The organism is Acinetobacter sp. 129952, assembly GCF_056642055.1.
In genome coordinates, this window is sequence record NZ_JBWVSU010000004.1 from 204,507 (window position 1) to 229,595 (window position 25,089).

The 25,089-nt window shown below is 43.2% G+C and carries 24 protein-coding genes; 14 read left to right on the forward strand and 10 right to left on the reverse strand.

All coding sequences use genetic code 11. The features are described from left to right. Positions 1 to 727: 727 nt before the first annotated feature. Positions 728 to 1,282: a 1-acyl-sn-glycerol-3-phosphate acyltransferase gene (locus AC1IR0_RS06620; protein WP_004278932.1), complete on the forward strand. Its 555-nt coding sequence runs from the start codon at positions 728 to 730 to the stop codon at positions 1,280 to 1,282. A 248-nt stretch (positions 1,283 to 1,530) separates the two neighbouring features. Beyond that, positions 1,531 to 2,280, forward strand: a complete 750-nt coding sequence (locus AC1IR0_RS06625) for a YebC/PmpR family DNA-binding transcriptional regulator (protein ID WP_004731522.1) — start codon at positions 1,531 to 1,533, stop codon at positions 2,278 to 2,280. Positions 2,281 to 2,348: 68 nt separating this feature from the next. On the opposite strand, the gene AC1IR0_RS06630 is transcribed toward AC1IR0_RS06625, so the two are convergent. Next, the gene (locus tag AC1IR0_RS06630; RefSeq protein ID WP_004645518.1) at positions 2,349 to 2,819 is read right to left on the reverse strand and encodes an Lrp/AsnC family transcriptional regulator; all 471 of its coding nucleotides are present in this window, start codon (positions 2,817 to 2,819) and stop codon (positions 2,349 to 2,351) included. Between the two features lie 380 nt (positions 2,820 to 3,199). Between AC1IR0_RS06630 and AC1IR0_RS06635 the strand changes: the two genes are divergently transcribed. After that, positions 3,200 to 4,711: a hypothetical protein gene (locus AC1IR0_RS06635; protein ID WP_479741246.1), complete on the forward strand. Its 1,512-nt coding sequence runs from the start codon at positions 3,200 to 3,202 to the stop codon at positions 4,709 to 4,711. Positions 4,712 to 4,775: 64 nt separating this feature from the next. Here AC1IR0_RS06635 and AC1IR0_RS06640 read toward each other — a convergent pair whose 3' ends face one another. Beyond that, positions 4,776 to 5,540, reverse strand: coding sequence for a glutathione S-transferase family protein (locus tag AC1IR0_RS06640; RefSeq protein ID WP_004278936.1), 765 nt, complete (start codon positions 5,538 to 5,540; stop codon positions 4,776 to 4,778). A gap of 294 nt (positions 5,541 to 5,834) precedes the next feature. Here AC1IR0_RS06640 and ychF point away from each other — a divergent pair, with 294 nt between their 5' ends. Next, a complete protein-coding gene (ychF, locus tag AC1IR0_RS06645; RefSeq protein ID WP_004645523.1) occupies positions 5,835 to 6,926 on the forward strand; it encodes a redox-regulated ATPase YchF in 1,092 nt (363 codons plus the stop codon). 212 nt (positions 6,927 to 7,138) lie between these two features. Next, the gene (locus AC1IR0_RS06650; RefSeq protein WP_409665835.1) at positions 7,139 to 7,756 is read left to right on the forward strand and encodes a superoxide dismutase; all 618 of its coding nucleotides are present in this window, start codon (positions 7,139 to 7,141) and stop codon (positions 7,754 to 7,756) included. Positions 7,757 to 7,946: 190 nt separating this feature from the next. Here AC1IR0_RS06650 and AC1IR0_RS06655 read toward each other — a convergent pair whose 3' ends face one another. Then, complete coding sequence (locus tag AC1IR0_RS06655) at positions 7,947 to 8,444, reverse strand: hypothetical protein (protein ID WP_253158737.1); 498 nt, start codon at positions 8,442 to 8,444, stop codon at positions 7,947 to 7,949. A 103-nt stretch (positions 8,445 to 8,547) separates the two neighbouring features. On the opposite strand from AC1IR0_RS06655, the gene AC1IR0_RS06660 reads away from it, so the two are divergent. The 6 genes from AC1IR0_RS06660 to dapC all read left to right on the forward strand — a co-directional run bounded on the left by AC1IR0_RS06660 (position 8,548) and on the right by dapC (position 15,599). Beyond that, positions 8,548 to 9,300 (forward strand): AzlC family ABC transporter permease, encoded by a 753-nt coding sequence (locus AC1IR0_RS06660; RefSeq protein ID WP_004278940.1) that lies wholly within the window; start codon positions 8,548 to 8,550, stop codon positions 9,298 to 9,300. Continuing rightward, positions 9,297 to 9,644, forward strand: a complete 348-nt coding sequence (ygaH, locus tag AC1IR0_RS06665) for an L-valine transporter subunit YgaH (protein ID WP_409665837.1) — start codon at positions 9,297 to 9,299, stop codon at positions 9,642 to 9,644. The genes AC1IR0_RS06660 and ygaH overlap by 4 nt, the downstream gene beginning before the upstream one ends. Positions 9,645 to 9,738: 94 nt before the next feature. Continuing rightward, positions 9,739 to 10,383 (forward strand): hypothetical protein, encoded by a 645-nt coding sequence (locus AC1IR0_RS06670; RefSeq protein ID WP_479741247.1) that lies wholly within the window; start codon positions 9,739 to 9,741, stop codon positions 10,381 to 10,383. Positions 10,384 to 10,498: 115 nt separating this feature from the next. Continuing rightward, positions 10,499 to 11,713, forward strand: a complete 1,215-nt coding sequence (purT, locus tag AC1IR0_RS06675; protein ID WP_171057027.1) for a formate-dependent phosphoribosylglycinamide formyltransferase — start codon at positions 10,499 to 10,501, stop codon at positions 11,711 to 11,713. Between the two features lie 26 nt (positions 11,714 to 11,739). Continuing rightward, a complete protein-coding gene (glnD, locus tag AC1IR0_RS06680) occupies positions 11,740 to 14,412 on the forward strand; it encodes a [protein-PII] uridylyltransferase (RefSeq protein WP_409665841.1) in 2,673 nt (890 codons plus the stop codon). A 17-nt stretch (positions 14,413 to 14,429) separates the two neighbouring features. Next, entirely contained in the window at positions 14,430 to 15,599 is a 1,170-nt protein-coding gene (gene dapC / locus AC1IR0_RS06685) for a succinyldiaminopimelate transaminase (RefSeq protein WP_004278945.1), read from the forward strand. 102 nt (positions 15,600 to 15,701) lie between these two features. Here the strand turns inward: dapC and AC1IR0_RS06690 are convergent, their stop codons facing one another. Continuing rightward, on the reverse strand, positions 15,702 to 16,178 hold the full coding sequence (locus AC1IR0_RS06690) for a glutathione peroxidase (protein WP_004278946.1): 477 nt from the start codon (positions 16,176 to 16,178) through the stop codon (positions 15,702 to 15,704). Further along, positions 16,175 to 16,594: a peptide-methionine (R)-S-oxide reductase MsrB gene (msrB, locus tag AC1IR0_RS06695; RefSeq protein ID WP_004645533.1), complete on the reverse strand. Its 420-nt coding sequence runs from the start codon at positions 16,592 to 16,594 to the stop codon at positions 16,175 to 16,177. Before msrB ends, AC1IR0_RS06690 begins: the two co-directional genes overlap by 4 nt. A gap of 228 nt (positions 16,595 to 16,822) precedes the next feature. Between msrB and AC1IR0_RS06700 the strand changes: the two genes are divergently transcribed. Both AC1IR0_RS06700 and AC1IR0_RS06705 read left to right on the forward strand, forming a co-directional pair. Continuing rightward, positions 16,823 to 18,253 carry a pyridoxal phosphate-dependent aminotransferase gene (locus AC1IR0_RS06700; protein WP_219309018.1) on the forward strand — a complete coding sequence of 477 codons (1,431 nt, stop codon included), beginning with the start codon at positions 16,823 to 16,825 and terminating at the stop codon, positions 18,251 to 18,253. Positions 18,254 to 18,465: 212 nt separating this feature from the next. Next, positions 18,466 to 19,677, forward strand: a complete 1,212-nt coding sequence (locus tag AC1IR0_RS06705; RefSeq protein ID WP_044113022.1) for a YbfB/YjiJ family MFS transporter — start codon at positions 18,466 to 18,468, stop codon at positions 19,675 to 19,677. Here the strand turns inward: AC1IR0_RS06705 and AC1IR0_RS06710 are convergent. From AC1IR0_RS06710 to icd, 3 genes are all read right to left on the reverse strand, one after another. Next, complete coding sequence (locus AC1IR0_RS06710) at positions 19,656 to 20,213, reverse strand: M23 family metallopeptidase (protein WP_479741248.1); 558 nt, start codon at positions 20,211 to 20,213, stop codon at positions 19,656 to 19,658. The two genes, AC1IR0_RS06705 and AC1IR0_RS06710, sit on opposite strands and share 22 nt — an antisense overlap. 143 nt (positions 20,214 to 20,356) lie before the next feature. Further along, positions 20,357 to 20,488 (reverse strand): hypothetical protein, encoded by a 132-nt coding sequence (locus AC1IR0_RS06715; RefSeq protein WP_004645538.1) that lies wholly within the window; start codon positions 20,486 to 20,488, stop codon positions 20,357 to 20,359. Between the two features lie 299 nt (positions 20,489 to 20,787). Beyond that, positions 20,788 to 22,044, reverse strand: a complete 1,257-nt coding sequence (gene icd / locus AC1IR0_RS06720; RefSeq protein WP_086044652.1) for an NADP-dependent isocitrate dehydrogenase — start codon at positions 22,042 to 22,044, stop codon at positions 20,788 to 20,790. Between the two features lie 194 nt (positions 22,045 to 22,238). On the opposite strand from icd, the gene AC1IR0_RS06725 reads away from it, so the two are divergent. Continuing rightward, entirely contained in the window at positions 22,239 to 23,027 is a 789-nt protein-coding gene (locus AC1IR0_RS06725; RefSeq protein ID WP_409665849.1) for an rRNA large subunit pseudouridine synthase E, read from the forward strand. A gap of 8 nt (positions 23,028 to 23,035) precedes the next feature. On the opposite strand, the gene AC1IR0_RS06730 is transcribed toward AC1IR0_RS06725, so the two are convergent. Together AC1IR0_RS06730 and AC1IR0_RS06735 are read right to left on the reverse strand one after the other, a co-directional pair. Then, positions 23,036 to 24,409: a heavy metal sensor histidine kinase gene (locus AC1IR0_RS06730; protein WP_086044650.1), complete on the reverse strand. Its 1,374-nt coding sequence runs from the start codon at positions 24,407 to 24,409 to the stop codon at positions 23,036 to 23,038. Next, complete coding sequence (locus tag AC1IR0_RS06735; protein WP_086044649.1) at positions 24,406 to 25,077, reverse strand: heavy metal response regulator transcription factor; 672 nt, start codon at positions 25,075 to 25,077, stop codon at positions 24,406 to 24,408. Before AC1IR0_RS06735 ends, AC1IR0_RS06730 begins: the two co-directional genes overlap by 4 nt. Positions 25,078 to 25,089: the final 12 nt, after the last annotated feature.

A 25,089-nucleotide genomic window follows, 5' to 3' on the forward strand; every position in this document is an offset into this window, starting at 1 on the left:
ACAAGTGCTTTTATAACTGCTTGAACATTTAGGCAGCAATCATAAGCGACTAGTCTTGGCCAAAATTTCAGTTACTTAAGACTTCAGTATAGGAGGCATATAGAAAAATGAGATACATGCTGCATCATTTAAGATAAATGAGCCTGTATCTTGAATTTAATCCGGTTTACTAAGCGTAAAACTGATAGATTTAAGGTCTTAGTATATCTATAAGGTATCAAAATTCTTTATTACTCAGGCAGCAATGTTAAAGGAATAGCCTAGAACTAAAGAAGATAGAATGACTAGAATTCAGACTTCATTTCTTCGTCTTTATGTAAATCCTGCTTAATTTCGATCAAAGACCATACAATTATAAGCGCAAAAATCAATAAGGAGACTACGAAGGCTGTCATGTACGTCATACTTTTCAATCTCAGAGTAGAAAGAATAAGAAAATAGAAAAGACCTGTATCAGTCTTCTTCGACAAAAGTCTAATAACTAAAGTGTGCTCTGGATAGTCATTTTTTCATCATTTTAAGACTTTTTTTGTATCTACTAATATTTTTAAGATATTAATATTATTTTATTTATATATATTAACTCTTAATCTTGCAGCTTAAAAAGATGAATAAATCATAGATTTTTACATTATTCGCTGATTTTATTGGAAAGCCTATTGACTGTATGGGCGAACAAGATGAAATTATGCAGTTCTCTACATACAGCTTTTACTTATCTGTGCTTATGCTAAATAAATTCCTTGGCGAATCTGCATTTAAACTTGCAGGTTGGCAATATCATGTCGAACCAGATGTGCTTGAAGATAAACAGGTTATTATTGGATTTGAACATACCTCAATGATGGATGCGGTACTGTCAATTGCCCTGTTCCAGATCTATGATCTCAAGGTACATACCTTGATCAAAAAAGAATTATTTAAAGGACCCTTCAAGCCATTATTGAACGCTGTGGGTGGTATTCCGGTTGACCGCAAGGCCAGTAAAGATATCGTGACCCAGATGGTGGAACATTTTCAGAACAATGAAAAGTTCAATCTGGTCATTGCACCCGAAGCAACACGTGCTAAACAAGGTGAAGCACGCAAACCGATCCGTACCGGTTTCTGGCATATTGCCAAGGCTGCCAATGTACCGATCGTGCTATTATATGCCAATTCCAAAACCAAGCAAGGCGGTATTCTCGGCAAGATTTATCCGACAGATCTTGCGCATGACCTGGCTTTGATCAAACAACTTTATAAAGACAAGGTTGGTCTGGATATCGTTATTCCAGAATAAGCTTTTTAAAAAGAAAAGCACGGACATAATCAGCGATTCTGCTATTTATGTCCAAGTCATCTGTCCATATAAATGTATAAATAGAATTATAAATTCCCCTATCCTCTTTCTATTTTTCCTCGATATTGCACTTTTTTTGTTTTTATCCTGAAATCTCAAATCCAGACACTTTTTTTTAAAAAAACGCTTATGGTAGAATTTCGGCATTCTGATAGGCATACAGCCAATCTACAAGGAGCATAGTTCGCATGGCGGGTCATTCCAAGTGGGCCAATATTAAGCATCGCAAAGCAAAACAAGATGCGAGTCGTGGTAAAGTTTTTACCAAATACATTCGTGAATTAACCACTGCTGCAAAGCTTGGTGGTCCAGATACTGCAAGCAACCCTCGTCTACGTGCTGTGGTTGAAAAAGCATTATCAGTGAATATGACACGTGACGTGATCAACCGTGCCATTCAACGTGGTGCTGGTGGCGAAGATAACGACGACCTGAAAGAAGTGACCTACGAAGGTTATGGTGTAGGTGGTGTTGCGGTTATTGTTGAAACCATGACTGACAACTTGAACCGTACTGTGCCTGACGTACGTCATTGCTTCTCTAAAACTGATGGTAACCTAGGCACTAACGGTTCGGTGGCATTCCTGTTCACGAAACGTGGCGAGATTACTTTTGAAGATGTGTCTTTGGAAGATCAAATCATGGAAGTGGCATTAGAAGCAGGTGCGGAAGACATCGAAGTCACTGAAGATGAAATCCTGGTGATTACTACACCTGAAGCTTTCGGTGATGTTCAAGATGCTTTAACTGCTGCAGGTTTAAAATCTGACAATGCTGAAGTGGTGATGAGTCCTTCAACCAAAGCAGAAATCACCGACATCGATCAAGCGAAAAAAATCATGAAAATGATTGATATGCTTGAAGATCTGGATGATGTACAAAACGTATATACCAACGTTGAATTCTCAGATGCTGTTTTAGCAGAACTTGATGCTTAAATATGACTAATTCAAAAAACGCACCTTAGGGTGCGTTTTTTTATGGCTGTCTATCACCCTAGCTTTGATTAAACTTTATTGAGTAATCCGCTACAGTTAAAGACATTATATTCTTTAATGACAAAGCTGGAATGCAGTGCCACCACATGCTCAATTTTTCCAATCCGCTTAAGCAGGATTTCACTATAATTTTCCATATCCCTTGCCACCACTTCGACAATAAAGTCCGCAGACTGACCGGTGACCAAAAAGGCATTAATCACTTCGGGAATGCTTTCCAGTTCTTCCAAGAATTTAGCAAAAGTATCGCTATCATGTTTGCTTAAGGATACCTGCAACAGCACATGCAGACTGAAACCTAATTTTTGGTAATTGATTTCACGTTTTAAGCCACTGATAATATTATGATCGATTAAATGTTTAATCCTGCGATGGACCGAACTGACAGATAAATTCACCCGTTCGGACAGTTCATTCAAATTGACATCTTCATGGGTCAATATTTCTAGAATATGTTTATCGAAACGATCCAGTTCCATTTTTATACTCTTATATCAATAATCAATAGATGCAGAAAATTTTGCGCCATCTCTGTTATACAATATTTATTTATTTTTCACAAAATTTTCATATTCTGAAATTTTTTTCCAAATGGGATCTTATTTTATAAATACGGTTTTCATACTGAATCAAATGACCGTTAATCGCATTAATTAAAAATATGACCAATGGTATTTTACATTAAATCTTTATTTTTAAATTATTTAAATTGGGTAAACATGGCAACAGATAGGCTATTCCCCTCAGCCCCCACACGACTTAACCGTCCATCTTTTACAAGTGTATAGAAATAGATTAAAACAAAGGCGCTTTAAAAACAAAAATAGCGCATTTCAAAAATATTACACAAGGAACGGTCATGGCTTCTAAACTTTTAAGCTTGATAAAAACAAAAGTGAGTCCTGTTTTAACCGTCGAAACCCAAACGAAGAGCTTATTGGGCGGCTTATTCGGTGGAACGACATCAGGTACCCTCACCAATCTTATTGGCAATCTCACCGGATCCAATACTCAACCTTCAGTCAGCTCATTATTAAATAATCTCCTTTCTGGAAGCAGCCTGAGTACGACAAATCTCAGCAATTTATTAACTCAATTTTCTGGTTCGAATGCCTCAAGTTTAAATATTCAAAGCCTGATCAGTAGCTTAACCCAATCCAATGGCGGTAGCTTTAATATTACCCAGGTCACCAACTTATTAAAGAGCTTAATGGGGAGCAATAGCAGCAGCCTAGATCTTGAGGCTATTTCTAAACTGGTGGGCGGCTTATTGGGCGGCAGTACGGGCAATATTGATATTGGTAAAATTTCTCAACTGGTCGGTGGCCTGATCGGCGGTTCAAGTAATATTGATATCGGTGCCATCGCAGGTCTGGTCGGCAACCTAATTGGCGGTAATGGTGATATCGATATTGCGCAAATTGCTCAGCTGGTGGGTGGCTTAATCGGTGGTTCAAGCAATATTGATATCGGTGCGATCGCAGGTCTGGTCGGCAACCTGATCGGCGGTAATGGCGAGATTGATATCGCACAAATCGCTCAACTGGTTGGCAGCCTGATTGGTGGTTCTGGCGGTTTAGGTGATATAGATATTGGAGCAATTGCAGGTCTGGTGGGTGGCTTAATCGGTGGCAATGGCGAGATTGATATTGCGCAAATCGCTCAACTGGTTAGTGGCCTGATCGGCGGTTCTGGCGGATTGGGCGGTGTAGATATTGGTGCCATCGCAGGTCTGGTCGGCAACCTGATTGGCGGTAATGGTGAAATTGATATCGCACAAATTGCTGAATTGGTCGGTAGTCTGATCGGTGGTTCTGACGGTTTAGGTGATATAGATATTGGAGCAATTGCAGGTCTGGTGGGTGGCTTAATCGGTGGCAATGCAGGCGGTGATTTTGATCTTGGTGCTATTACCGATTTAATTAGCGGCTTTGTAGGCGGAAATGCAACAGGTGGTTTTGATGTCGGTGGCTTCACTGACTTACTGAGCGGTCTGATTGCGAATGGTTCAAATGGCATAGATTTAGGTGGATTATTAGGCAATCTCAATCTCGGTAGCGATCTGGATCTGGGTGGTATGATCGAAGGTATTTCCTCTGCTTCAAACGGCTTTGACTTAGGCAGTATTGCCGAAGGTGTTGGTCAGTTGGTTGGTAGTGGCTCTTCGATTGAATTGCCTGACCTCGGTGATCTTGTCCAAGGTGTGGGTACGACTGATTCCAATATTGATCTGTCTGCTATCCTGCCGGGCATTAAAGATACAATTGAGAATATCGGCAGTGGCGGTTCTTCATCCGGATTTGATTTTGGTTCACTCCTCAATAATTTTACTAAAAATATTGATATCGACCAGACTAATCCTTGGGGTTAATCATAATCTCATTAAAAAACGCGCTTCATGCGCGTTTTTTTAATTCTTGAATTAGCATTTAAACTTATACACCACGCCAGTCTACCCGTGCATTGCGTTCGGTTCGGTAAATACGGCAAATATATTCACCCAGTGGTAGCTCATTCAAATACTGCTGATAGTCGCGATATTCTTCGGACAAGGTTTCAAAATTTTCTTTTTCCCACGGCGTACCTGGAATCGCCAGAAGCGGTGCCAACATGGAACAGACTGCAATATCCGCCAGACCTAAACGATTTCCGACAAAATAATTCCCACCTTGGCTGACCAGCATCTGATTGAGCTGCTGTACCGCAACATCAATATGCTGTTTGGATTCCGCCACGGTTTCTTCATTCAATGCATAACCCTTGGCCACCATCGCTTTCAATAAAGGTTTAGAAAATTTTTCAAACTGGCGCAGATAGCCCTGCTCACCAATTAAAATATCCAGAGATTCATGATCAGAAGTCAGTGCTTGAGAGAGCATCCAGCGACGGACATGACGACCCAATTCCAGGGTAATTTCATTAATTTCTAAGGCTTTATTTCGAAAATGTCCTTCTGCGTACAGTAAGCGGTGTTCTGGATAAGTATCATCCAGATATAAAGCAATCTGGGTGGAATCTGCGATCCATCGGTCCTGATCACGCAAAATAGGCAGACGATTCTGTCCTGTTTTCAGGCGGGCAAAAGCGCGGTGTACCCCGGGTATCAGATTATGAGCAACATAATACAACTCTTTATGGTCCAGCATCCAACGTGCTTTTTCGCAAAAGTGAGATAAAGGAAACTGGTATAAAGTTCGCATGTATGCTCCATGTTTATCGTTATTGGATCAGGGCGTGTAGGCCGCCGTTTTATTCAGATACTTTAGTCACTCACTTTTAGAAAAACAATGTGATTTTTATTCAAAAGTAAAATACTGGCTGATTATTCCTCTATGGTTGGTGGACTCACGATACATCCCGGAAAGCTCAGCGAGTCATTTTAGGTCGTCAGAAGCATTTGATTGCAATAAACCACAAGCGCATGACCTGACTTTAGCTGTGCTTTCATGTAAAATCGGGAGCAATTTTTATATAACGCTTTTGTGAGTTATTTCATGGGTTTTAATTGCGGTATTGTCGGCTTGCCGAACGTTGGTAAATCTACACTTTTCAATGCCTTAACCAAAGCTGCTATTGCTGCAGAAAACTTCCCTTTCTGTACGATCGAACCAAACACCGGGATTGTACCTGTTCCTGATCCACGTTTAGACAAATTGACTGCAATTGTTAAACCGCAACGTGTTATTCCGACTTCTATGGAATTTGTAGACATCGCAGGTCTGGTAGCGGGTGCTTCTAAGGGCGAAGGCTTGGGTAACCAGTTTCTGGCCAACATTCGTGAAACTGATGCAATTGCTCACGTTGTGCGTTGTTTTGAAGATGAAAACGTCATTCATGTGAATGGTCGTATTGATCCACTGGATGACATCGCTACGATTAATACCGAACTTGCGCTCGCAGACTTAGATGCTGTAGCCAAAGCAATTACGCGTTTGACTAAATCTGCTAAAGGTGGTGACAAAGAAGCGCTAGCCACTAAAGCTGTATTGGAAAAAATCCAGCCTTTACTGGATGAAGGTAAACCGGCTCGCGCAGCGGACCTAGATGATGACGAACGCAAGCTGGTACGTGGCTTTGGTTTAATGACGCTTAAACCAACGATGTATATTGCCAACGTTGCTGAAGACGGTTTTGAAAACAACCCGCATTTAGATGCAGTCAGAAAATTAGCCGCTGAAGAAAATGCAATTGTGGTTCCACTTTGCAACCAGATTGAAGCTGAAATTTCATTGCTTGAAGATGAAGACCGTGCTGAATTCCTTGAAGCAATGGGCATGGAAGAACCGGGTTTAAACGTGGTCATTCGTGCAGGTTATTCACTGCTTGGCCTACAAACTTACTTCACCGCGGGTGTACAAGAAGTTCGTGCCTGGACCGTAAAAGTTGGCGCAACTGCACCACAGGCAGCAGGCGTGATTCATACCGACTTTGAAAAAGGCTTTATCCGTGCAGAATGTATCGCTTATGATGATTTCGTGCAGTACAACGGCGAAGCCGGTGCGAAAGAAGCAGGTAAATGGCGTCTAGAAGGTAAAACTTACATCGTTCAGGATGGCGATGTTTTACACTTCCGTTTTAACGTTTAAGTCGTTGCTGTTTGAAAAAGCCCCCTTCTTGGGGGCTTTTTTTATTACTTTTAAAAAGAGGATTCATACGTATAACAACCTTTCTGAAAGCGCATAAGATCAACACATATTAACAATAATGATAACTATTCTCATATATAAATATTAAATTAGGGCGTATCTTAAATCTAATGAAAAATAACCTAACTCCATTCTCTCAAGGAATCCTGCCAATGAGCTACACCTTGCCTGCACTACCTTATGCTTATGATGCGCTAGAGCCTCATATCGATAGCAAGACTATGGAAATTCATCATAGCAAGCATCATCAAACCTATATCAATAATATCAATGCAGGAATAGCGGGCACAGAATGGGAAGATTTATCGGTCGAAGCCTTAATTAGCAAATTCAATGAAGTGCCCGAGCAACTCAGACAGAACGTGATTAATAATGCTGGTGGACATGCCAATCATTCCCTGTTCTGGACAGTGATGAGTCCAGACGGCGGTGGTCATCCCAAAGCTGAAATTGCCAAGGCCATTGAACATGAATTAGGAGGATTCGAGGCATTTAAAGAAGCATTTACCCAGGCAGCGCTTAGCCGTTTTGGTAGTGGGTGGGCCTGGTTAAGTATGACGCCAGATCAAACGCTTATTGTAGAAAGTAGCGCCAATCAGGATTCTCCACTGATACATGGCAATATTCCCCTTTTAGGTCTGGATGTCTGGGAACATGCCTATTATTTAAAATATCAAAACCGTCGTCCGGAATATATTTCTGCTTTTTTCAATGTTGTGAACTGGGAAGAAGTGAATCGTCGTTATCTGGAAGCGTTGAATGCGCTTTAAATCTTTGAGGAGATCGGCCATGTCTACACGTACATTGATTCAACGCATGATTGGCAGCACACTCCTGATCTGCGGTGTAATGGTGCTTTTATTAGAACATGTGTGGATGCCCTATTTTTAAAGTTTATTTTGCTAAAAAAGCCAGTCTGAATGACTGGCTTTTTATAGGTACATTTAAATGGGCAAGGGTTTATTGCATATTGGCAATTGCAGTACCTTTTTGCTTAGGATCGGTATTTCCGAGTGCAGGATGGGCAATGGCATTCTGACATTGCAGTTTATCCCGCTCATAATCCGCCTGTTTTTGTTGCAGGCTGTTGCCATTTTCCATGGTCGTCCGCGCCCAGATTTCCAGACTGGTCAAAGCTTTACGACACAGAGCATATTTGCCTTCGGTCACCGAATCGGTCATTTTGACATTAATACGCCAGTCTGTACTCAATTTACGTGCTGGTTGACGTACCTGTGTTTCCAGCTGATCCACTTCTTTATTATAGACCAGTGGATCCACTTCATTGATCAGTTGCCATGCGGCATTGGCATAAGTCGTCGCATCATTAGTCAATTTAGGTGCCGGTTTAATTTCTGGCTTATCAGTCGATTGACTGTCATTCCCACACGCTTGTAACAATATTGCCGTGCTTATTAAAGCAGCAATCAGCATCGTACGTGTCTTGAACATCCACATATCAGGCTCGCCAATTTAAACATTTCGGCACTATGCTATTAAATTCACGTAGAATACACAATCTTCATTTGACCCATCGTTCAACTCTCCTTCAAGGTGTGTCGTGTCTGAACCGAATCAACTCGCTACGCAACCTGCTGGCTTCTGGCAAGGTGCAAAAGATAGCCAAGCGATTATCTTCACTTATTTACCAGTGTCGTTTGCTTTTGGTGTTTCAGCCACTCAGTTTGGCTTTACCGCCTGGGAAGCACTGTTCCTGTCCTGCTCGATGTATGCAGGTGCCAGCCAGTTCCTGGTGGTCGCTCTCTTAGGTAGTGGAACATCTATCTGGATGACGGCATTAACCGTGATTGCCTTAGACATTCGTCATCTGCTTTATGGCCCTGCGTTACAAAATCTGATTCAAGACCGGCTGAATTTAAAGAAAACGGCAATCTGGTCTTGGGGTTTGACCGATGAAGTTTTTGCCTCCGGCATGATCAAGCTCTCGCAACGGCGACAGGAATGGTCAGAATCCTGGATGCTCGGTTTAAGCCTGTTTAGCTGGATGTCCTGGGCACTCGGATCTTTCCTCGGTGGATTGTTTGCCGATCAGGTCAGCAACCTGCCGCAATTCTTACAGGCTGCGCTGGATTTCTTGTTACCTGCGCTGTTCCTGAGCTTCTTGTTAGCCGCTTTTGAGAAAAAACATACTTTTGTTGTAGCTGTCACAATTCTGGTGTCTGCGATTGCCTGTTATTTTATCGACCTGTCTGCCGCGATCTTTATCGGTATAAGTTCTGGTATTTTCGCAGGCCTGTTCAAGCACTATATTTTGAAACAGCCAGATCCTGAACACGCAGGAGATCAAGCATGAATCTAGAGATTATTCTGGTCGGGATTTTAGTCGGGATTGCCAATTTTGCCTCGCGCTTTGGTCCTTTTTTTGTCATTCAAAAATTTCAGCAAGGTTCGCAAAAACGCGGAGCGTTGTGGCTAAAAATTGCCTTGGGTTCAATTGGCATCGCTGCGATCAGCTCCATGTTGGTAGTTGCTACCCTGCCACCTTTATTAGAAACGCCGAATAAAAGTTTTGCGATGCTGGTTGGCTTTATTGTGCTCACGGTTTTGTACTTTAAGTTTAAACGTATTGTGATGGCGACACTGACCGCAGCGCTCACCTATGGCCTGGTGTATACCTATGTACCTATGCCTTTTTAAGGTTTAAATGATTAATCAATCAAGACAAAGGCTTATGCTAAACTCATAGTATAGGTCTTTTTTTATATAACAATAAAAACAAGGAAGGATGCGCATGTTTGAAGTCAAACAGATGATTGAAGGAAAAATCTTTATTCATCATCGGCGCGATGAAATGTTAACCTTATTCCATCGACATGAAGTGCCGGCACAATATTTTGAATGTCTTATCAATGCTCAAAATTTTACCGGACATTTTGTCGAAATACATGCTCAACCAGCAGATCAAGTTCGGGTGGTTTATATTAAAAAGAATAGCACCCATCAAATTATTGCTATGCTTAATCAGAGCAAATACGTGCTGCATCTTCATCCTTTGACATTGATTTTGGGTAAATGGAGCTTCAGACATCGTGTCCTGCCGAATACTCTAAAAATTTTTGCTGGTTTATTTGCGCTCCTTTTTATTTTTTTTTCAGCTACCGCCTTTTCAGCAGATCAGTTCCAGCTCACCACCATCTTGCGAGACTGCATTCAATTCACAGTTTTTGGGCTACTGTTATTTTTGCTGTGCTTTGTACTGCATTTTGTATTGCCCTATGCGTATTTCCTGCATGTTCGTACATTACGTCTGTTAAAGATGCTAAATATCAATACTGAACAAGTTGCACAAATAGAAAAGCTCAAGTCTCAAAGCGAGATTTATCTTCTGCAAACGCAGTCTGACAGCGATGTGAAAATGACAGCGCCTCCTTATTAAAATCTAGAAAAACTTTATAAATAAAACTGTTGGTCAATATCACAATTTTGTATGAATCTTGGCTTAACTGTCGGCTCAGTTCTGCTATGCTAAAAGTCCATAAAATCAAGCATGGATGATCCACATGAGCGTGACTATTGGTACTCCCCTTCAATCTTCTGCCTATAAAGTTCTATTATTGGGTTCTGGTGAACTGGGCAAGGAAGTGGTGATTTCACTACAACGCCTTGGAGTCGAAGTTCATGCTGCTGACCGTTATGATCATGCCCCTGCCATGCAGGTTGCGCATTATTCCTATACCTTGAATATGGCAGATGCTGTAGAACTCAAACAACTCATCAATCAAATCCAGCCACATTTAATTGTTCCTGAAATTGAAGCGATTGCGACCGAAGTTCTGCTTGAAATAGAAGCCCAGAACATTGCTACAGTCATTCCTTCTGCTAAAGCCGTCAATCTGACCATGAACCGTGAAGGTATTCGTCGTCTGGCTGCGGAAGAACTCGGTCTGCCAACTTCAGCTTACCGTTTTGCCGACAGTTTAGAATCCTTCCGCGCGGCCTGTGACGATGTCGGCTATCCAAACTTTGTGAAACCGGTGATGTCATCTTCAGGCAAAGGTCAGTCTCGTGTTACCCGTTTTGATGAAGTCGATGCTGCCTGGGAATATGCGCAAACCGGTGGCCGGGTCAATCAGGGTACTGTGATTGTAGAATCACAAATTGACTTTGATTTTGAAATTACCTTATTGACTGTTCGTGCAAAAAATCCAGAAACCGGCGAAATCGAAACGTCTTATTGCGACCCGATCGGACATCGTCAGGACTCAGGTGATTATGTGGAAAGCTGGCAGCCTCAACCGATGACTCCAGCCGCGCTGGAAGAATCCAAGCGCATTGCCAACAAGGTCACTACAGCACTTGGTGGCTGCGGAATCTTTGGAGTGGAACTCTTTGTAAAAGGCGACAAAGTATGGTTTAGTGAGGTTTCCCCACGTCCACACGATACTGGACTGGTGACTTTAGCCTCCCAATTTCAAAGTGAATTTGAGCTGCATGCACGTGCTATTTTAGGCTTGCCGGTGAATACTGCACGACATAGTGTGGCTGCCAGTGCGGTAATTTATGCTGGAGTAGATGGCCGTAATCTTTCATTTTCTGGCCTGAATCTTGCTTTAGCAGACGGCAATACCGATTTGCGCCTGTTTGGCAAACCAGAAGGTTTTAAACGTCGTCGTATGGGCGTTGCCACGGCACGTGCAGAAACTATTGAACAGGCACGTGAACTGGCCCTCCAGGTCGCCAACCAAGTTAGCGTCAACCAAAACTAAGCTGAAATACCAACGGACGACTGTACATGATCAACACCCATCCACTGCTGAATTACGCTAAAAGCAACCATGACATTAAAGCCATCAATCAATGGCGCAGTGATGTCGAAAATCAGCTTCAGGAAAGTTTTGAAAATGGCCAGTCGATTCGGGATATTATTCTGGCGCGTTCCAACCTGACTGATGAAGCATTGCAGTTTCTCTGGCAGCATGCCGAACTGGATCAAACTGATTTGGCCCTGTTTGCAGTCGGAGGCTATGGCCGTCGTGAAATGCTGCCTTATTCTGATGTCGACATCATGATCTTGTCAGAAGACGAGATTAACCCGGAACAGGAACAACTGATTTCTACATTCATTTCATCGCTTTGGGACGTGGGGAATTTCAAACCCGGTATCAGTGTCCGCACCATCAATGAATGTGTCAATCAGGCCAGCAGTGATCTGACCGTCGCCACCACCCTGATCGAAGCCCGCCTGATTATTGGCAATGAAAACCTGTGCAAATGGCCACGTCGCATCGTGTCACGTACCTGGACCGACAAAACCTTTTTTGATGCCAAGATGGATGAGCAGCATAAACGCTATGCTCAGCACAACAATACCGAAAGCAATCTGGAACCGGATATTAAAAATGCGCCGGGCGGTATTCGTGACATCAACCAGATTGGATGGATTGCCAAACGGCATTTCCGCGTCAATCGCATTTACGATCTGGTGCACCTCGGTTTTATTTCAGAATTTGAACTCGGTGTGCTCGAGGAAGCAGAGAGTTTTCTCTGGGAAATCCGTCATCACCTGCACCGCCTGACCAAGCGCGATGAAAACCGCTTACTGTTCGATTATCAGCGCGACATTGCAGCCAAATTTGGCTATGTACGTGAAGAGGCGCATCATCCGAACTATCCAATTGAACAGTTCATGAAGCGCTATTACCGCAGTGCGCAGCAAGTGTCTACACTGAACGAAATGCTGCTGGCCTATTTTAATGAATCGGTCATTACGCCACGTTTACCGCAATATGAACGCCAGATCGAAGAAATCAACCAGAACTTTAAACTGGTCGATGGCAAACTGGCTGTGCAACATCATAAGATTTTCTCGGAAAATCCAAGCGCAATTCTGGAAATTTTCTATCTGCTGGCCAATCGTCCTGAAATCGAAGGCATTCGTGCGCGTACCTTACGCCTGCTGACCTTGGCTGGAAAACGTATTGATCAGGATTTCCGTGATAATCCGGTGCATCAGGCACTGTTTATGGCGATTATCCGTTCACCGCATCGACTCTATGACACCATGGTTGCCATGAAGCGTTATGGTGTGCTTGGAAATTACATTCCGGCCTTTGGACAGATTCTGGGACTGATGCAATATGACCTGTTCCATATCTATACGGTCGATGCGCATACCTTATTGCTGCTGCGTAATTTAAACCGCTTTAAAGAACCTGAATTTGCCAAAGAATTTCCGGTGGTCAGTTCAGTATTCCAGCGTTTGACCCGTCGTGACATCGTTTATCTGGCGGCAATTTTCCATGATATTGCCAAAGGCCGTGGCGGTGATCACAGTGAACTTGGTGCCAGCGATGCGATTAAATTCTGCCGTAGTCACGGTTTTACCGAACGCGAAAGCAATCTGGTGGCCTGGCTGATCCAGAATCATCTGGTGATGTCGGTGACTGCCCAGAAAAAAGATATCTCCGATCCGGATGTGGTCAAAGAATTCGCCGAAAAAATGGGTGACATGGAACATCTGGACTATCTGTACACCCTGACAGTCGCCGATATTAACGCCACCAATCCGAAGCTGTGGAATACCTGGCGCGCTTCGCTGATGCGTCAACTATATACTCAGGCACGTGACGTAATCCGTTCTGGTCTGGGCCGTCCGGTTGATTATCAAATGCTGATTGAAGATACTAAATTTGCAGCCAGTGAACTTCTGGTTCAGGACTTCTCACTGGATGAGGTAGAAAAAGTCTGGCAGGAACTTGGTGATGACTATTTCCTAAAAGAAACAGCAGATGAAATTGCCTGGCATACCCGTGCCATCTTACAACACGGCGACAATCCTGCTCCACTGGTGCTGATGCGGGCGCACCGTAAATATGCGCAGGATGCGGTACAGATCTTTATTTATACGCAGGACCAACCCAACCTGTTTGCTACTACGGTGGCTATTCTGGATCGCATGAATCTGGATGTACAAGACGCAAGAATTATTACTGCCACTAAAGCTTTCAGTCTGGATACCTACGTGGTATTGGACCGTTTTGGTACTTTATTGACTGATCCTGAACGCGAAGCCACAGTGATTGAAGCCCTTAAAGATGCCTTGAGTCATTCTGATGAATATCCGGGCTTGATGCAGCGCCGGATTCCACGTCAACTACGTCATTTCGATATTGAAAATACAGTCGAGATTAGTGTCAATCCTGCCTTGAATCAGAATATGGTCGAAATTGCGACCCTTGATCACCCTGGTTTACTTGCCAAAATCGGTGGTTTATTTATGATGCAAGGCCTGGACATCCACTCTGCCAAAATTGCCACACTGGGCGAACGTGCCGAAGATATTTTCTTTGTCACTAAAAAAGATGGCAACCCTATGACACCTGAAGAATCTGCTGAATTTGCAGCTGCACTTAAAACTGCGCTGGATGAAGCCTCTCATCAGGTTTGTAGTCAACACTCACATTAAAACGCGGTTACTTATTCATGAACTCTAGCTTGTCTCTACTGCATCCTTATCCGTTTGAAAAGTTAAATCAGCTTTTTGCGGATATCCAGCCTGCAAATATGCCTTTAATTCCCCTGTCGATTGGTGAACCGAAGCATCCTGCACCGGAGTTTGTGAAACAAGCGATTATCGATAACTTTAAACATTTATCGACGTATCCAAACAGTAAAGGCCTGCCTGAGCTACGCGAAAGTATTGCTCAATGGCTGACGCGCCGTTTTAAGCTAAATAGCATCAGTGCAGACAGCAATATCCTGCCTGTTTCTGGTACGCGTGAAGCGATTTTCTCGTTTGTACAGGCTTTGGTAAATCGTGAAGAGGCACCTTATGTGGTGATGCCGAATCCGTTTTATCAGATTTATGAAGGTGCAACACTGCTCGCAGGTGCAAAACCATATTTCATCAACTGTACTGAAGAAAATAACTACCTTGGTGATTTTGATGCTGTTCCGGCAGAAGTCTGGGAAAAAACGGCACTGTTATTTGTCTGTACTCCGGGCAATCCAACCGGTGCAGTGCTGTCTAAAGAACAGTTTAAAAAACTGATTGCCCTGTCGGATCAATATAACTTTGTGATTGCTTCAGACGAATGCTATTCGGAGCTGTGGTTTGATCAGGCACCTGTAGGTTTACTGGAAGTTTGTGCTGAAATCGGCCGGGATGACTATAAAAACTGCGTGGTGTTCCATTCACTGTCTAAACGCTCTAACCTTCCGGGTATGCGTTCAGGTTTTGTTGCCGGTGATGCCAGCCTGTTAAAACCTTATTTGCAATATCGTACTTACCACGGCGCAGCGATGCCGGTACAACATCAACTGGCTTCAATCGCTGCCTGGGATGATGAAGCGCATGTGGAAGAAAACCGGGTGCAATACCGTGCCAAGTTTGATTTATTTCAACAGGAACTCGGACATTTATTGCCACTCAAAAAACCGGATGCAGGTTTCTATTACTGGTTAAAAGTTGACAATGATGAAGCCTTTGCTAAACGCCTGATGGAAGAAGCACATATTAAAGTACTTCCGGGTCGTTATTTATCCCGCGATACTGAACAGGGTAATCCGGGTGAAAATCATGTACGTCTAGCACTTGTGGCCGATCTGGCGCAATGTGAAGAAGTCATTCAACGCCTGAAAGCCATCCTCTAAGTTTTAATCAAAACTAAAAAACCCACTGGTTTAAAGTGGGTTTTTTACTTGAAATCAGATGAGTTCTATTTTTATCTCATACTGAGAAAATAACACAGAGTCTTACAACACTTTTGCAATTTCATCTTCAAGATCTTCAGGCTTGGTGGTCGGAGCAAAACGGTTCAATACCTTGCCATCACGGCCGATCAGGAATTTGGTAAAATTCCATTTAATTCCATTGCCTAAAATACCTTTGGAATTATTGGTTAAATAGCGAAAAATGGCGTGCGCTTCAGGGCCTTTGACATCCACCTTGGAAAACATCGGGAAAGATACCCCGTAATTCTTCTGGCAAAATTCACCAATCTGTTCATTGGAACCCGGATCTTGACCACCAAACTGATTGCATGGAAATCCCAAAATTTCCAGACCTTGATCTTTATATTTTTCGTAAAGTTTTTCTAATCCTGAAAACTGTGGGGTAAAACCACACTTACTCGCTGTATTGACGATCAAAAGTACCTTGCCTTCGTAATCTGCAAGTGGCTTGCTTTTGCCATCTAACAATTCAGCTTCAAACTGATAAATGTTAGTCATGGATAGGTTTCCTCATCATTTTTTTCTTGTGTTTCTAAGTCCAAAGAAGCCGAGTTGACACAATAACGTAAGCCTGTCGGCTCTGGACCATCCGGGAAAACATGCCCTAAATGTGCGTCACAATGATGACAAACAATCTCAGTTCTGACCATTCCGTGTGAAGTATCAGGTAATTCTTCTACCACCGAACTGCTGACGGGACGGTAGAAACTTGGCCAGCCACAGCCGCTGTCATACTTGGTCTCAGACGAGAACAGTGGCGTGCCGCAGCAACGGCATACATAGGTGCCATCTTGCTTGGTATTCCAGTATTTTCCAGTAAATGCCGGCTCGGTTCCCTTCTCGCGCGTAATGCGAAACTCCTCAGGTGATAACTCTCTTTGCCATTCCCGGTCTGATTTATTGAGTTTTCCCATGATCACATACCTTTTTATCTTGCTATTTAAAATAGGATAATCCTATATTTACGTGATTCATTTTAAAAATTCTAGTCTTTATTCAACATTTTACAAAAGACATATAATGCCTAAAAAAGCAAAAAGAAAGCAAATATAAAAATAAAAGTAAGCAATTTTTACATTAAATGTTTTTTAGTGAGCAAATTTAATGGTATTCTTAGCTCTAAATTTGCTCAGGATTAAAAAATGTCGCAAAAAAAGAGCGTAATTTTTAAAAATCTGCTGCCTGTGATCAAACAATATCAGCAGCTTGGATTTACGCATGAAAAAATTGTTGCACTACTTCGAGATGAACATGATCTCGATCTAGTCACAACTGAGACATTTAAAAGTTATTTATATCGTTATGCAAAAGTGACCTCCACTCCTTCCGAGAACATCAAAATGCCGAACACTTTCCAAACCCCTCGCGAGATCAAGAAATCATCTAAGCTCGAGCATGTGTGCTACGACATTCGCGGACCTGTGTTACGAGCGGCCATCGAGATGGAAGAAGCCGGTCACAAAATTATCAAATTAAATATTGGCAACCCTGCCCCATTTGGGTTTGAAGCACCACAAGAAATTATCAACGATGTGGCTTTAAACCTGCCGAATGCGATTGGCTACACGGATTCCAAAGGGATTTTCCCGGCGCGTAAGGCGATCTGTCAGTATTATCAGCAAAAAGGCATTCTGGATATGCACGTCAATGACGTTTATATCGGTAATGGTGTGTCTGAACTGATTGTTATGGCCATGCAGGGTCTGCTGGATGATGGCGATGAAATGCTGATTCCAATGCCGGATTATCCACTCTGGACGGCAGCAGTGAATCTGTCTGGCGGTACAGCGATTCACTATAAATGTGATGAAGAAAATCACTGGTATCCAGATATTACTGACATGGAAAGCAAAATCACGCCAAATACCCGTGGTATTGTGATTATTAACCCGAATAACCCGACCGGTTCGGTTTACCCACGTCATGTGTTGCAACAAATCGTCGACTTGGCCAAGAAATATGACCTGATTTTATTTGCTGATGAAATCTACGACAAAATTATTTACGATGGAATCGAGCATGTTGCTGTAGCAGCTCTGGCTGGCGATCAGCTCTGTGTTTCGTTTAACGGTTTATCTAAAGCCTATCGTATTGCTGGTTTCCGTTCCGGCTGGATGGCCATTACCGGCGATAAAGCACGTGCCGCAGACTATATCGAAGGTTTGGATATGCTGGCATCGATGCGTTTGTGTGCCAACCATCAGGCTCAATATGCGATTCAGACTGCACTGGGCGGTTATCAGTCGATTAATGACCTAATTCGCCCAGGTGGGCGTTTATATGAACAGCGCAATATTGCCTGGGAAATGCTGAACGAGATTCCAGGTGTATCTTGTGTCAAGCCTGAAGGTGCAATGTACTGTTTCCCGAAACTGGATCCGAATGTGTATCCAATTCAGGACGATGAAAAACTGATGCTGGATTTGTTACGTGCCGAGAAAGTGCTTCTGGTTCAAGGTACAGGCTTTAACTGGCCGACACCGGATCATTTCCGTGTAGTATTCCTGCCGGCTGAAAATGAACTGCGTGAAGCCATTACCCGTGTTGGCCGTTTCCTGGCCAAGATGCGTTAATTCTTGAAATAGACAATATAAAAAACCGCGTCTCAACGCGGTTTTTTATTTCTTTGAAAAAGTTCAGGCTTTTGGCTGATGAAATTTTAAAAATCATACGGACTTACTGGAGCAAATTTCTGCACTCAATGGTTTCTTCTCCGACAATTTCCCCTAAATCATGAAGATTCATGTTATTTTTTGACCAAATATAAAATTCTATGAGTACACGGATGTCCTCAAACACAATGAAGCTCAGCCTTTTTCTCTGCCTTAGTATGTGCTTGGGCATTGGCATCCTTCGCTTTTCTTATACCGCACTGTTACCTGGCACACGCGAAGCCTTTGGCTGGAGTACAGATTTTGCCAGCCTTTTGGGCAGTGCCAATTTGCTGGGTTATTTAATCGGTGCATTTACCGCGATGCGCTTGCCTCAAGACCGCAGTATGAGCACTTATATTCAAATTTCAGCCTTTGCCGGTATGTTCAGCCTGATGTGCTGTGCATTTTCTGGTTTCTCTGAAGCGTGGTATATCGCTTGGCGGGTTATTTCCGGGATCAGCGGTGGACTGATGATGATCTTATCGCCGAGTGTGGTCGCGCAGTGTTGTGAACTTCAGGATCGTCTTAAAATCAACTTTATTGGTTTTAGCGGGATTGGACTAGGCGTTTTAATTGCGACCCTGTTTCTGCCTTATCTGGATCAAATTTCCATACAGACTGCATGGCTGATCTTATGCGGTTTTGCTTTGCTTATCTGTATCGTTTTAAGTTTACTGATTCAGAAATTTAAGCCGTATTTGTCCACACAAGCTCTTGCAGTTACCTCTCCTCTCTCTTTGAATAGCGTCTTTTATAGTTTATTGACGGTCTACGCGTGTAGTGCATTCGCCTATATACCGCATTCACTCTTCTGGATTGATTATTTAAGCCAGCAGTTGGGATTGAGCTTGTTCTGGATTAATTTCAACTGGATTCTGTATGGAATAGGCAGTGCCTTAGGTGCCTTTAGTGCTTATGTGCTGGCCAGAAAATGGGGTAATTTTGCTGCCCTGAAAATTCTTTATAGTCTTTATATTGTGGCTATTTTTATTGCGCCTCTAGATGCCTATCCCTTACTCACTTTTAGCTCTTCCTTTTTTACCGGGATGTTAAATCCGGCTGTGGTCTTCCTGACCTCCTATACCATTTTACAACTGTATGGACTGGCTTATAAAAAGCTCTGGAGTATTGCTACCTTGTGTTTTGCCTCGATTCAGCTGATCGGTGGACTCAGCTTTAGTGCGCTGCAATATTTTGGATTGAGCTATCATCAACAGTTCATACTGGCCACATTGGTTCTTTTATTAGGAACATTGCAATTGTTCTGGTACACACGTCCTGTCAGACTCAAATCTGAACAACAAACTCCGCCAATTTCTGCTCATGGAGAAGGAACTAAATAAGGATAAGGATTGGTTGCTCCTTGCCCACCTAAATAAATGCCATAATGTAAGTGCGGCGGGGTATTTTTGGCATTACCTGTATTACCCACATAAGCGATGACTTCACCTGCTTCCACCCAGTCGCCTTCCTGAATATGCTCTGCATAACCATCCAGATGTGCATAATAATGCTGGCTCATACTGGGACCTGTCACCCAGATAATTTTTCCACCCAGATTATTGGTGCCAATCCTACGCACAATACCTGGGGTCGCGCTAAATACTGGCGTACCGCGTTTGGCAAAAATATCCGTACCTTCGTGTTTACGACCGTCACTACGCGCTGCTCGCCAAGTATCATTAATCTGACCAACTCTGACGCCTTCAACCGGAATCTGTAGCGGAGCTTCTAACTGGGCTCTCTGTAATTGCCAATACAGATAAGGGCTTTTCCAACCTGCTGCTTCACCTGAAGGCGGTGGCTGACAGGCAGTTAGTAGAAAACCTATAGATAACAGTAAGCTTATAATCCGAAGAAATTTCACCAATATTCGCATTAAATTAAATAGATGACTTTTATCTTAATCACAACCGCCTAATTTAAAGTCACAATCCTGTTATTTTTAGTGATGATTTTATACAAGCGTTCAAATAACAAAACCCTCAAATGAGGGTTTTGTTATTTTAGGTGGATAGGAGATTATCTACGTTTTTTAGCACGAGATGGTTTCGATGGTTGTTGCTGTTGTTGCTGTTGCTGCTCTTCATTCTGAGCATTGTCCTGCTTGTCTTTTTGTTGGACCTGCTTATGTCTCGCTTTAGCTTTAGCCATGATTTACTCCTTTGGAGAAACGTCTCTATATCACTGGAAGTTCCATTCATCACTGTAACGTTTATACAAAATAAGCCAATCGCTGAGCTGTATCCAAATACGTCAATGTAATACAGTGTTTACTAAGTTATTCAGCTTAGAACGAATCATTTCTAGGCTCATTACACTTCTTACATGATCTTGCAGCCTGATACTTATTTTAACGTTTAGCTCTTATCTGTTCAGACTTTGCCTGAAAATAAAACTATAAAAAAACCCGCAATTACTGCGGGCTTTAACTCATAAATTGCCTCGCAATTTTAGGCATCCATCTTAGCAATAATCACTTCACCAAACTCAGAACAACGCAGCAAGGTCGCCCCTGGCATTAAGCGCTCGAAATCATAAGTCACAGTTTTTGCCGCAATCGCGCCCGAAATCCCCTTGATGATCAGGTCGGCAGCTTCTGTCCAGCCCATATCACGCAACATCATTTCCGCAGACAAAATAATCGAACCCGGATTTACTTTATCTTGTCCAGCATATTTAGGTGCTGTACCGTGGGTTGCTTCATAGACTGCAATCGAACCACCAATATTGGCACCCGGTGCAATCCCGATCCCCCCAACTTCCGCAGCCAGCGCATCAGAAATATAGTCACCATTTAAGTTAAGTGTCGCAATCACAGAATAATCCGCCGGGCGCATCAAAATTTGCTGCAAGAAGGCATCGGCAATGACATCTTTAATAATAATGTCTTTGCCTGTTCTTGGATTTTTGATTTTAACCCACGGACCACCATCTAAAAGCTCACCGCCGAAACGTTCCAGCACGACTTCATAGCCCCACTCTTTAAACGCCCCTTCGGTGTATTTCATGATATTGCCTTTGTGCACTAGCGTCACACTAGGCTTGTCATTTTCAATGGCGAACTGGATGGCTTTACGTACCAGACGCTGGGTACCTTCTTTAGAGACAGGCTTGATCCCGATTCCACAATTGTCTTCAAAACGGATTTTGGTTACGCCCATTTCTTCTTTCAGGAACTTGATAACTTTTTTCGCTTCGGGAGAGTCTGCCTTCCATTCAATTCCGGCATAAATATCTTCTGAATTTTCACGGAAGATCACCATGTCGGTCAATTCCGGATTATGCACCGGTGAAGGCACGCCCTCGAACCAGCGCACCGGACGTACACAGACATATAAATCCAGTTCCTGGCGTAAAGCCACATTCAAGGAACGAATACCACCACCGACTGGCGTGGTCAGTGGACCTTTAATCGATATCACATAATCGCGCAGTGCTTCGAGAGTTTCTTCAGGCATATAGGTGCCGTAAATTTTGTCAGCTTTTTCACCGCAGTAGACTTCCATCCATTCGATGGAACGCTTCCCGGCGTATGCTTTTTGCACAGCAGCATCTACCACAGTTCGCATTGTTGGTGTAATATCTGCACCAATTCCATCCCCTTCGATAAATGGGATAATTGGATTATTTGGTACGTTGAGTGAAAGGTCTGCATTTACGGTAATTTTGGTACCATCCACAGGTACTACGATTTTTTGATATCCCATTATTAGTATTCTCCCTAATGCCGCTGACAAATCTTAAATAATTGCCAATTAGGCAATACTTTCAGCTGTTCTTGACGCATAATATTCTAATCCAGATTTGTTGTTTTTGAGATTTATACGGGAAATAACAAAGTTTCCCTTTTAAATAAACCTCTACATTTTTTAAATTAATGTAATTATAGAAGTTATTTCCTATGAAAATCGTCATTCTAAACAAACCTTATGACGTCCTCTCCCAATTCCGTCCGGATGAAAAGCATCCTACCATGGCCGATTTCGTCAACGACAAAGATCTGCGTCTTGCTGGCCGTTTGGACATGGACTCAGAAGGTCTGGTTTTTCTCACCGATCACGGTGGTCTCAACCAATATATCACCAATCCTGCCAATAAAAAGTTTAAAACTTATATGGTGCAGGTTGAAGGTGATATCACTGAAGAGGCCCTTGAACAGCTTCGTAAAGGTATTGAGCTGAAAGATGGCATGACGCTTCCTGCACGTGCTGAAAAAGTGTCTGAACCGGAATGGTTGTGGGAGCGTAATCCTCCTGTTCGTTTCCGTGCCTCTGTTCCGACGTCTTGGGTTGAGATTTCCATCTGTGAAGGTCGTAACCGTCAGGTTCGTCGCATGACTTCTGCTGTCGGCTTCCCGACCTTACGTTTGATCCGTACCAAAATTGGTGAGATTGATTTGGTTCGTATGGGATTGCAGCCGGGCGAGACCAGAGAAATTGAACCATTACTTTACCCTGACTTCCAGAATATCCCTGCTGAAGAACCATATCGTTCACGCTCTTATGTGAAGAAGCCGGGGGGTACGGGTGGCAAGCCAATGGTTCGCAAGAACAAAGATGGTTCCGTGAAGAAGTCTGGCACCAAACGCATCTGGCAAATGGATGAAAGCGAAAAGCCGAAACGTCGCACCAATGGTACTACTCGTCCAAATACCAAGGCACCACGTGGTCGTGGCCGGGGTCGTGGTTAAAGCCCAGCCTATTCATCAGGTAGTGACAGGCTAAACATCACGCCAGACGGCGTATTTTCTACAGTTGTTCCCCCCTGATGGAGCTGCATAATCGACTGCACAATGGCAAGGCCCAGACCACCCGTCTGGGCTTTTTCATGTCGGCTATCATCTATCTGATAAAAACGCTCAAATAAATGCGGATGATGCTCATCTGCAATCCATACCTCTGGCGTCAGCACCGATATTTTGATGCTATGGTTCAGTCGCTGTGCCGACACACTAATCTCACTCCCCGGCTGACCATAAGTAATGGCATTACTGATCAGATTGGCAACTGCACGCTGTAATAATGCGGTGCTGGCAGTCAGACTTAAATCTGCTGGAACATTAATTTTTAAATGCATCTGCTTTTCTTCAGCCAGAAAACTGAAGTACTCAAGTAATTCTTGCAGCATCTCATTCAGATTGAAATGCTGTTTTTCAACCGTAAATCCACCATGTTCTACCCGCGCGATAAACAGCATGCTTTCAATCATCTGGCTTAGGCGTTCATATTCTTCCAGGTTGGAATAGAGCAGATTTTCCAGTTCAGCAGGCTCGCGCGGCCGCGATAACAGAATCTGTGTTTGTCCGATTAGATTATTTAATGGCGTGCGAAGTTCGTGCGAAATATCCTCAGAAAAACGTGCCAACTGCTGATATGCAGACTGAATATTACTGAGCATATCGTTCATGGCCTGACTTAGCTCTTGCACCTCAAGCGTATTACTCTGAACATCAATGTGCTGATTGGGCTGCTGAATATTAACCTGTTCTGTCGCCAGCATCAGCTGACGCATTGACTTGAGAATATAGCGTCCAGCCAGCCAGGCCATAAAGGTCGAGAGCAATATACCAAGCAGACTATAGAGCACCAGCTTTGATAAATAGGTTGCCAGTGCCCTTTGTCCTTCTGCCAACTGTTTACCCGCTACCAGCTGGTAATTGCGACCATCAAACCGCACCTGTTTAAAAGCCAGACGTGTTGAAGGATGTTCAGCCTGATTATTCTGAAACTGTAATTTGGAAGAATAATGCAATGCCGGAATATGAACCTGCAAAGGATTGATTTCGATCAGACGACTATTCTGATGCTGCAGCAGCAATAAATTATCTTCCTGTCCTAGCATATTTTCATATAATTTGGGATGCTGGACCAGAAGTTTGAAACTCTGGGCATCTTCAAGAAAAATCTCAATCCGGGAAATACGAGCGGCCAGCGCCTGATCCTGCTGGGTCTGAATCATCTGTTGCATATTTTGATAAGATAGCAGCGCCACACTCAGAAACACCACGCAAGACACCAGTGCAAATGCAATACTCAATCGTGTTGCCAACGGCAATAACACAGGGTTTTTCATGGACATTCATCTAGCTTATAACCCATACCACGTACGGTATGGATCAGTTTTGGCGTGTAATGATCATCAATTTTGCTACGCAGCCTGCGAATAGCCACATCGACCACATTAGTATCAGTATTAAAATTGATATTCCAGACCATGGACGCAATCTGGCTTCGAGTCATCACCTGTCCCTGATGTTCCATTAACAATTGCAACAGCGCAAATTCTTTCTGGCTCAAGTCGATCTTTTGTCCATTACGGTAAACCTCATGCTTTAAGCGGTTCAATACCAGATCTGAAACCTGATAGGCCTCCTGCTCCAGATGCGGCACACGGCGCAACAGACTTTTGATTCGGGCCAGTAATTCGATATAGGAAAAAGGCTTGGTCAGATAATCATCGGCACCAAGCTCAAGTCCTTTCACCCGATCTAGCACATGATCACGTGCAGTGAGCATTAATACCGGAATCTGGCTAAAAGTTCGCAGGGTGTGTAATACCTGCCAGCCGTCCAGGTCCGGCAGCATCACATCAAGCAGCACCAGATCAAAAGACTGTTGCTGCAAACACGATAATGCACGCACGCCATTTTCTGCGATGGCCGTGCTATAACCTGACTCATTCAGTCCTTTTGCCAGATATTCAGCAATCTTGACTTCATCTTCTACAATTAAAATATGCATGTCAGTAGTTTA

Excerpts from the sequence above, each read along its gene's own strand:
- AC1IR0_RS06620 (WP_004278932.1), top strand. The coding sequence starts at position 728 with ATGCTAAATAAATTCCTTGGCGAATCTGCATTTAAACTTGCAGGTTGG.
- AC1IR0_RS06625 (WP_004731522.1), top strand. The coding sequence starts at position 1,531 with ATGGCGGGTCATTCCAAGTGGGCCAATATTAAGCATCGCAAAGCAAAA.
- AC1IR0_RS06630 (WP_004645518.1), bottom strand. The coding sequence starts at position 2,819 with ATGGAACTGGATCGTTTCGATAAACATATTCTAGAAATATTGACCCAT.
- AC1IR0_RS06635 (WP_479741246.1), top strand. The coding sequence starts at position 3,200 with ATGGCTTCTAAACTTTTAAGCTTGATAAAAACAAAAGTGAGTCCTGTT.
- AC1IR0_RS06640 (WP_004278936.1), bottom strand. The coding sequence starts at position 5,540 with ATGCGAACTTTATACCAGTTTCCTTTATCTCACTTTTGCGAAAAAGCA.
- ychF (WP_004645523.1), top strand. The coding sequence starts at position 5,835 with ATGGGTTTTAATTGCGGTATTGTCGGCTTGCCGAACGTTGGTAAATCT.
- AC1IR0_RS06650 (WP_409665835.1), top strand. The coding sequence starts at position 7,139 with ATGAGCTACACCTTGCCTGCACTACCTTATGCTTATGATGCGCTAGAG.
- AC1IR0_RS06655 (WP_253158737.1), bottom strand. The coding sequence starts at position 8,444 with ATGTGGATGTTCAAGACACGTACGATGCTGATTGCTGCTTTAATAAGC.
- ygaH (WP_409665837.1), top strand. The coding sequence starts at position 9,297 with ATGAATCTAGAGATTATTCTGGTCGGGATTTTAGTCGGGATTGCCAAT.
- AC1IR0_RS06670 (WP_479741247.1), top strand. The coding sequence starts at position 9,739 with ATGTTTGAAGTCAAACAGATGATTGAAGGAAAAATCTTTATTCATCAT.
- purT (WP_171057027.1), top strand. The coding sequence starts at position 10,499 with ATGATCCACATGAGCGTGACTATTGGTACTCCCCTTCAATCTTCTGCC.
- glnD (WP_409665841.1), top strand. The coding sequence starts at position 11,740 with ATGATCAACACCCATCCACTGCTGAATTACGCTAAAAGCAACCATGAC.
- dapC (WP_004278945.1), top strand. The coding sequence starts at position 14,430 with ATGAACTCTAGCTTGTCTCTACTGCATCCTTATCCGTTTGAAAAGTTA.
- AC1IR0_RS06690 (WP_004278946.1), bottom strand. The coding sequence starts at position 16,178 with ATGACTAACATTTATCAGTTTGAAGCTGAATTGTTAGATGGCAAAAGC.
- msrB (WP_004645533.1), bottom strand. The coding sequence starts at position 16,594 with ATGGGAAAACTCAATAAATCAGACCGGGAATGGCAAAGAGAGTTATCA.
- AC1IR0_RS06700 (WP_219309018.1), top strand. The coding sequence starts at position 16,823 with ATGTCGCAAAAAAAGAGCGTAATTTTTAAAAATCTGCTGCCTGTGATC.
- AC1IR0_RS06705 (WP_044113022.1), top strand. The coding sequence starts at position 18,466 with ATGTCCTCAAACACAATGAAGCTCAGCCTTTTTCTCTGCCTTAGTATG.
- AC1IR0_RS06710 (WP_479741248.1), bottom strand. The coding sequence starts at position 20,213 with ATGCGAATATTGGTGAAATTTCTTCGGATTATAAGCTTACTGTTATCT.
- AC1IR0_RS06715 (WP_004645538.1), bottom strand. The coding sequence starts at position 20,488 with ATGGCTAAAGCTAAAGCGAGACATAAGCAGGTCCAACAAAAAGACAAG.
- icd (WP_086044652.1), bottom strand. The coding sequence starts at position 22,044 with ATGGGATATCAAAAAATCGTAGTACCTGTGGATGGTACCAAAATTACC.
- AC1IR0_RS06725 (WP_409665849.1), top strand. The coding sequence starts at position 22,239 with ATGAAAATCGTCATTCTAAACAAACCTTATGACGTCCTCTCCCAATTC.
- AC1IR0_RS06730 (WP_086044650.1), bottom strand. The coding sequence starts at position 24,409 with ATGAAAAACCCTGTGTTATTGCCGTTGGCAACACGATTGAGTATTGCA.
- AC1IR0_RS06735 (WP_086044649.1), bottom strand. The coding sequence starts at position 25,077 with ATGCATATTTTAATTGTAGAAGATGAAGTCAAGATTGCTGAATATCTG.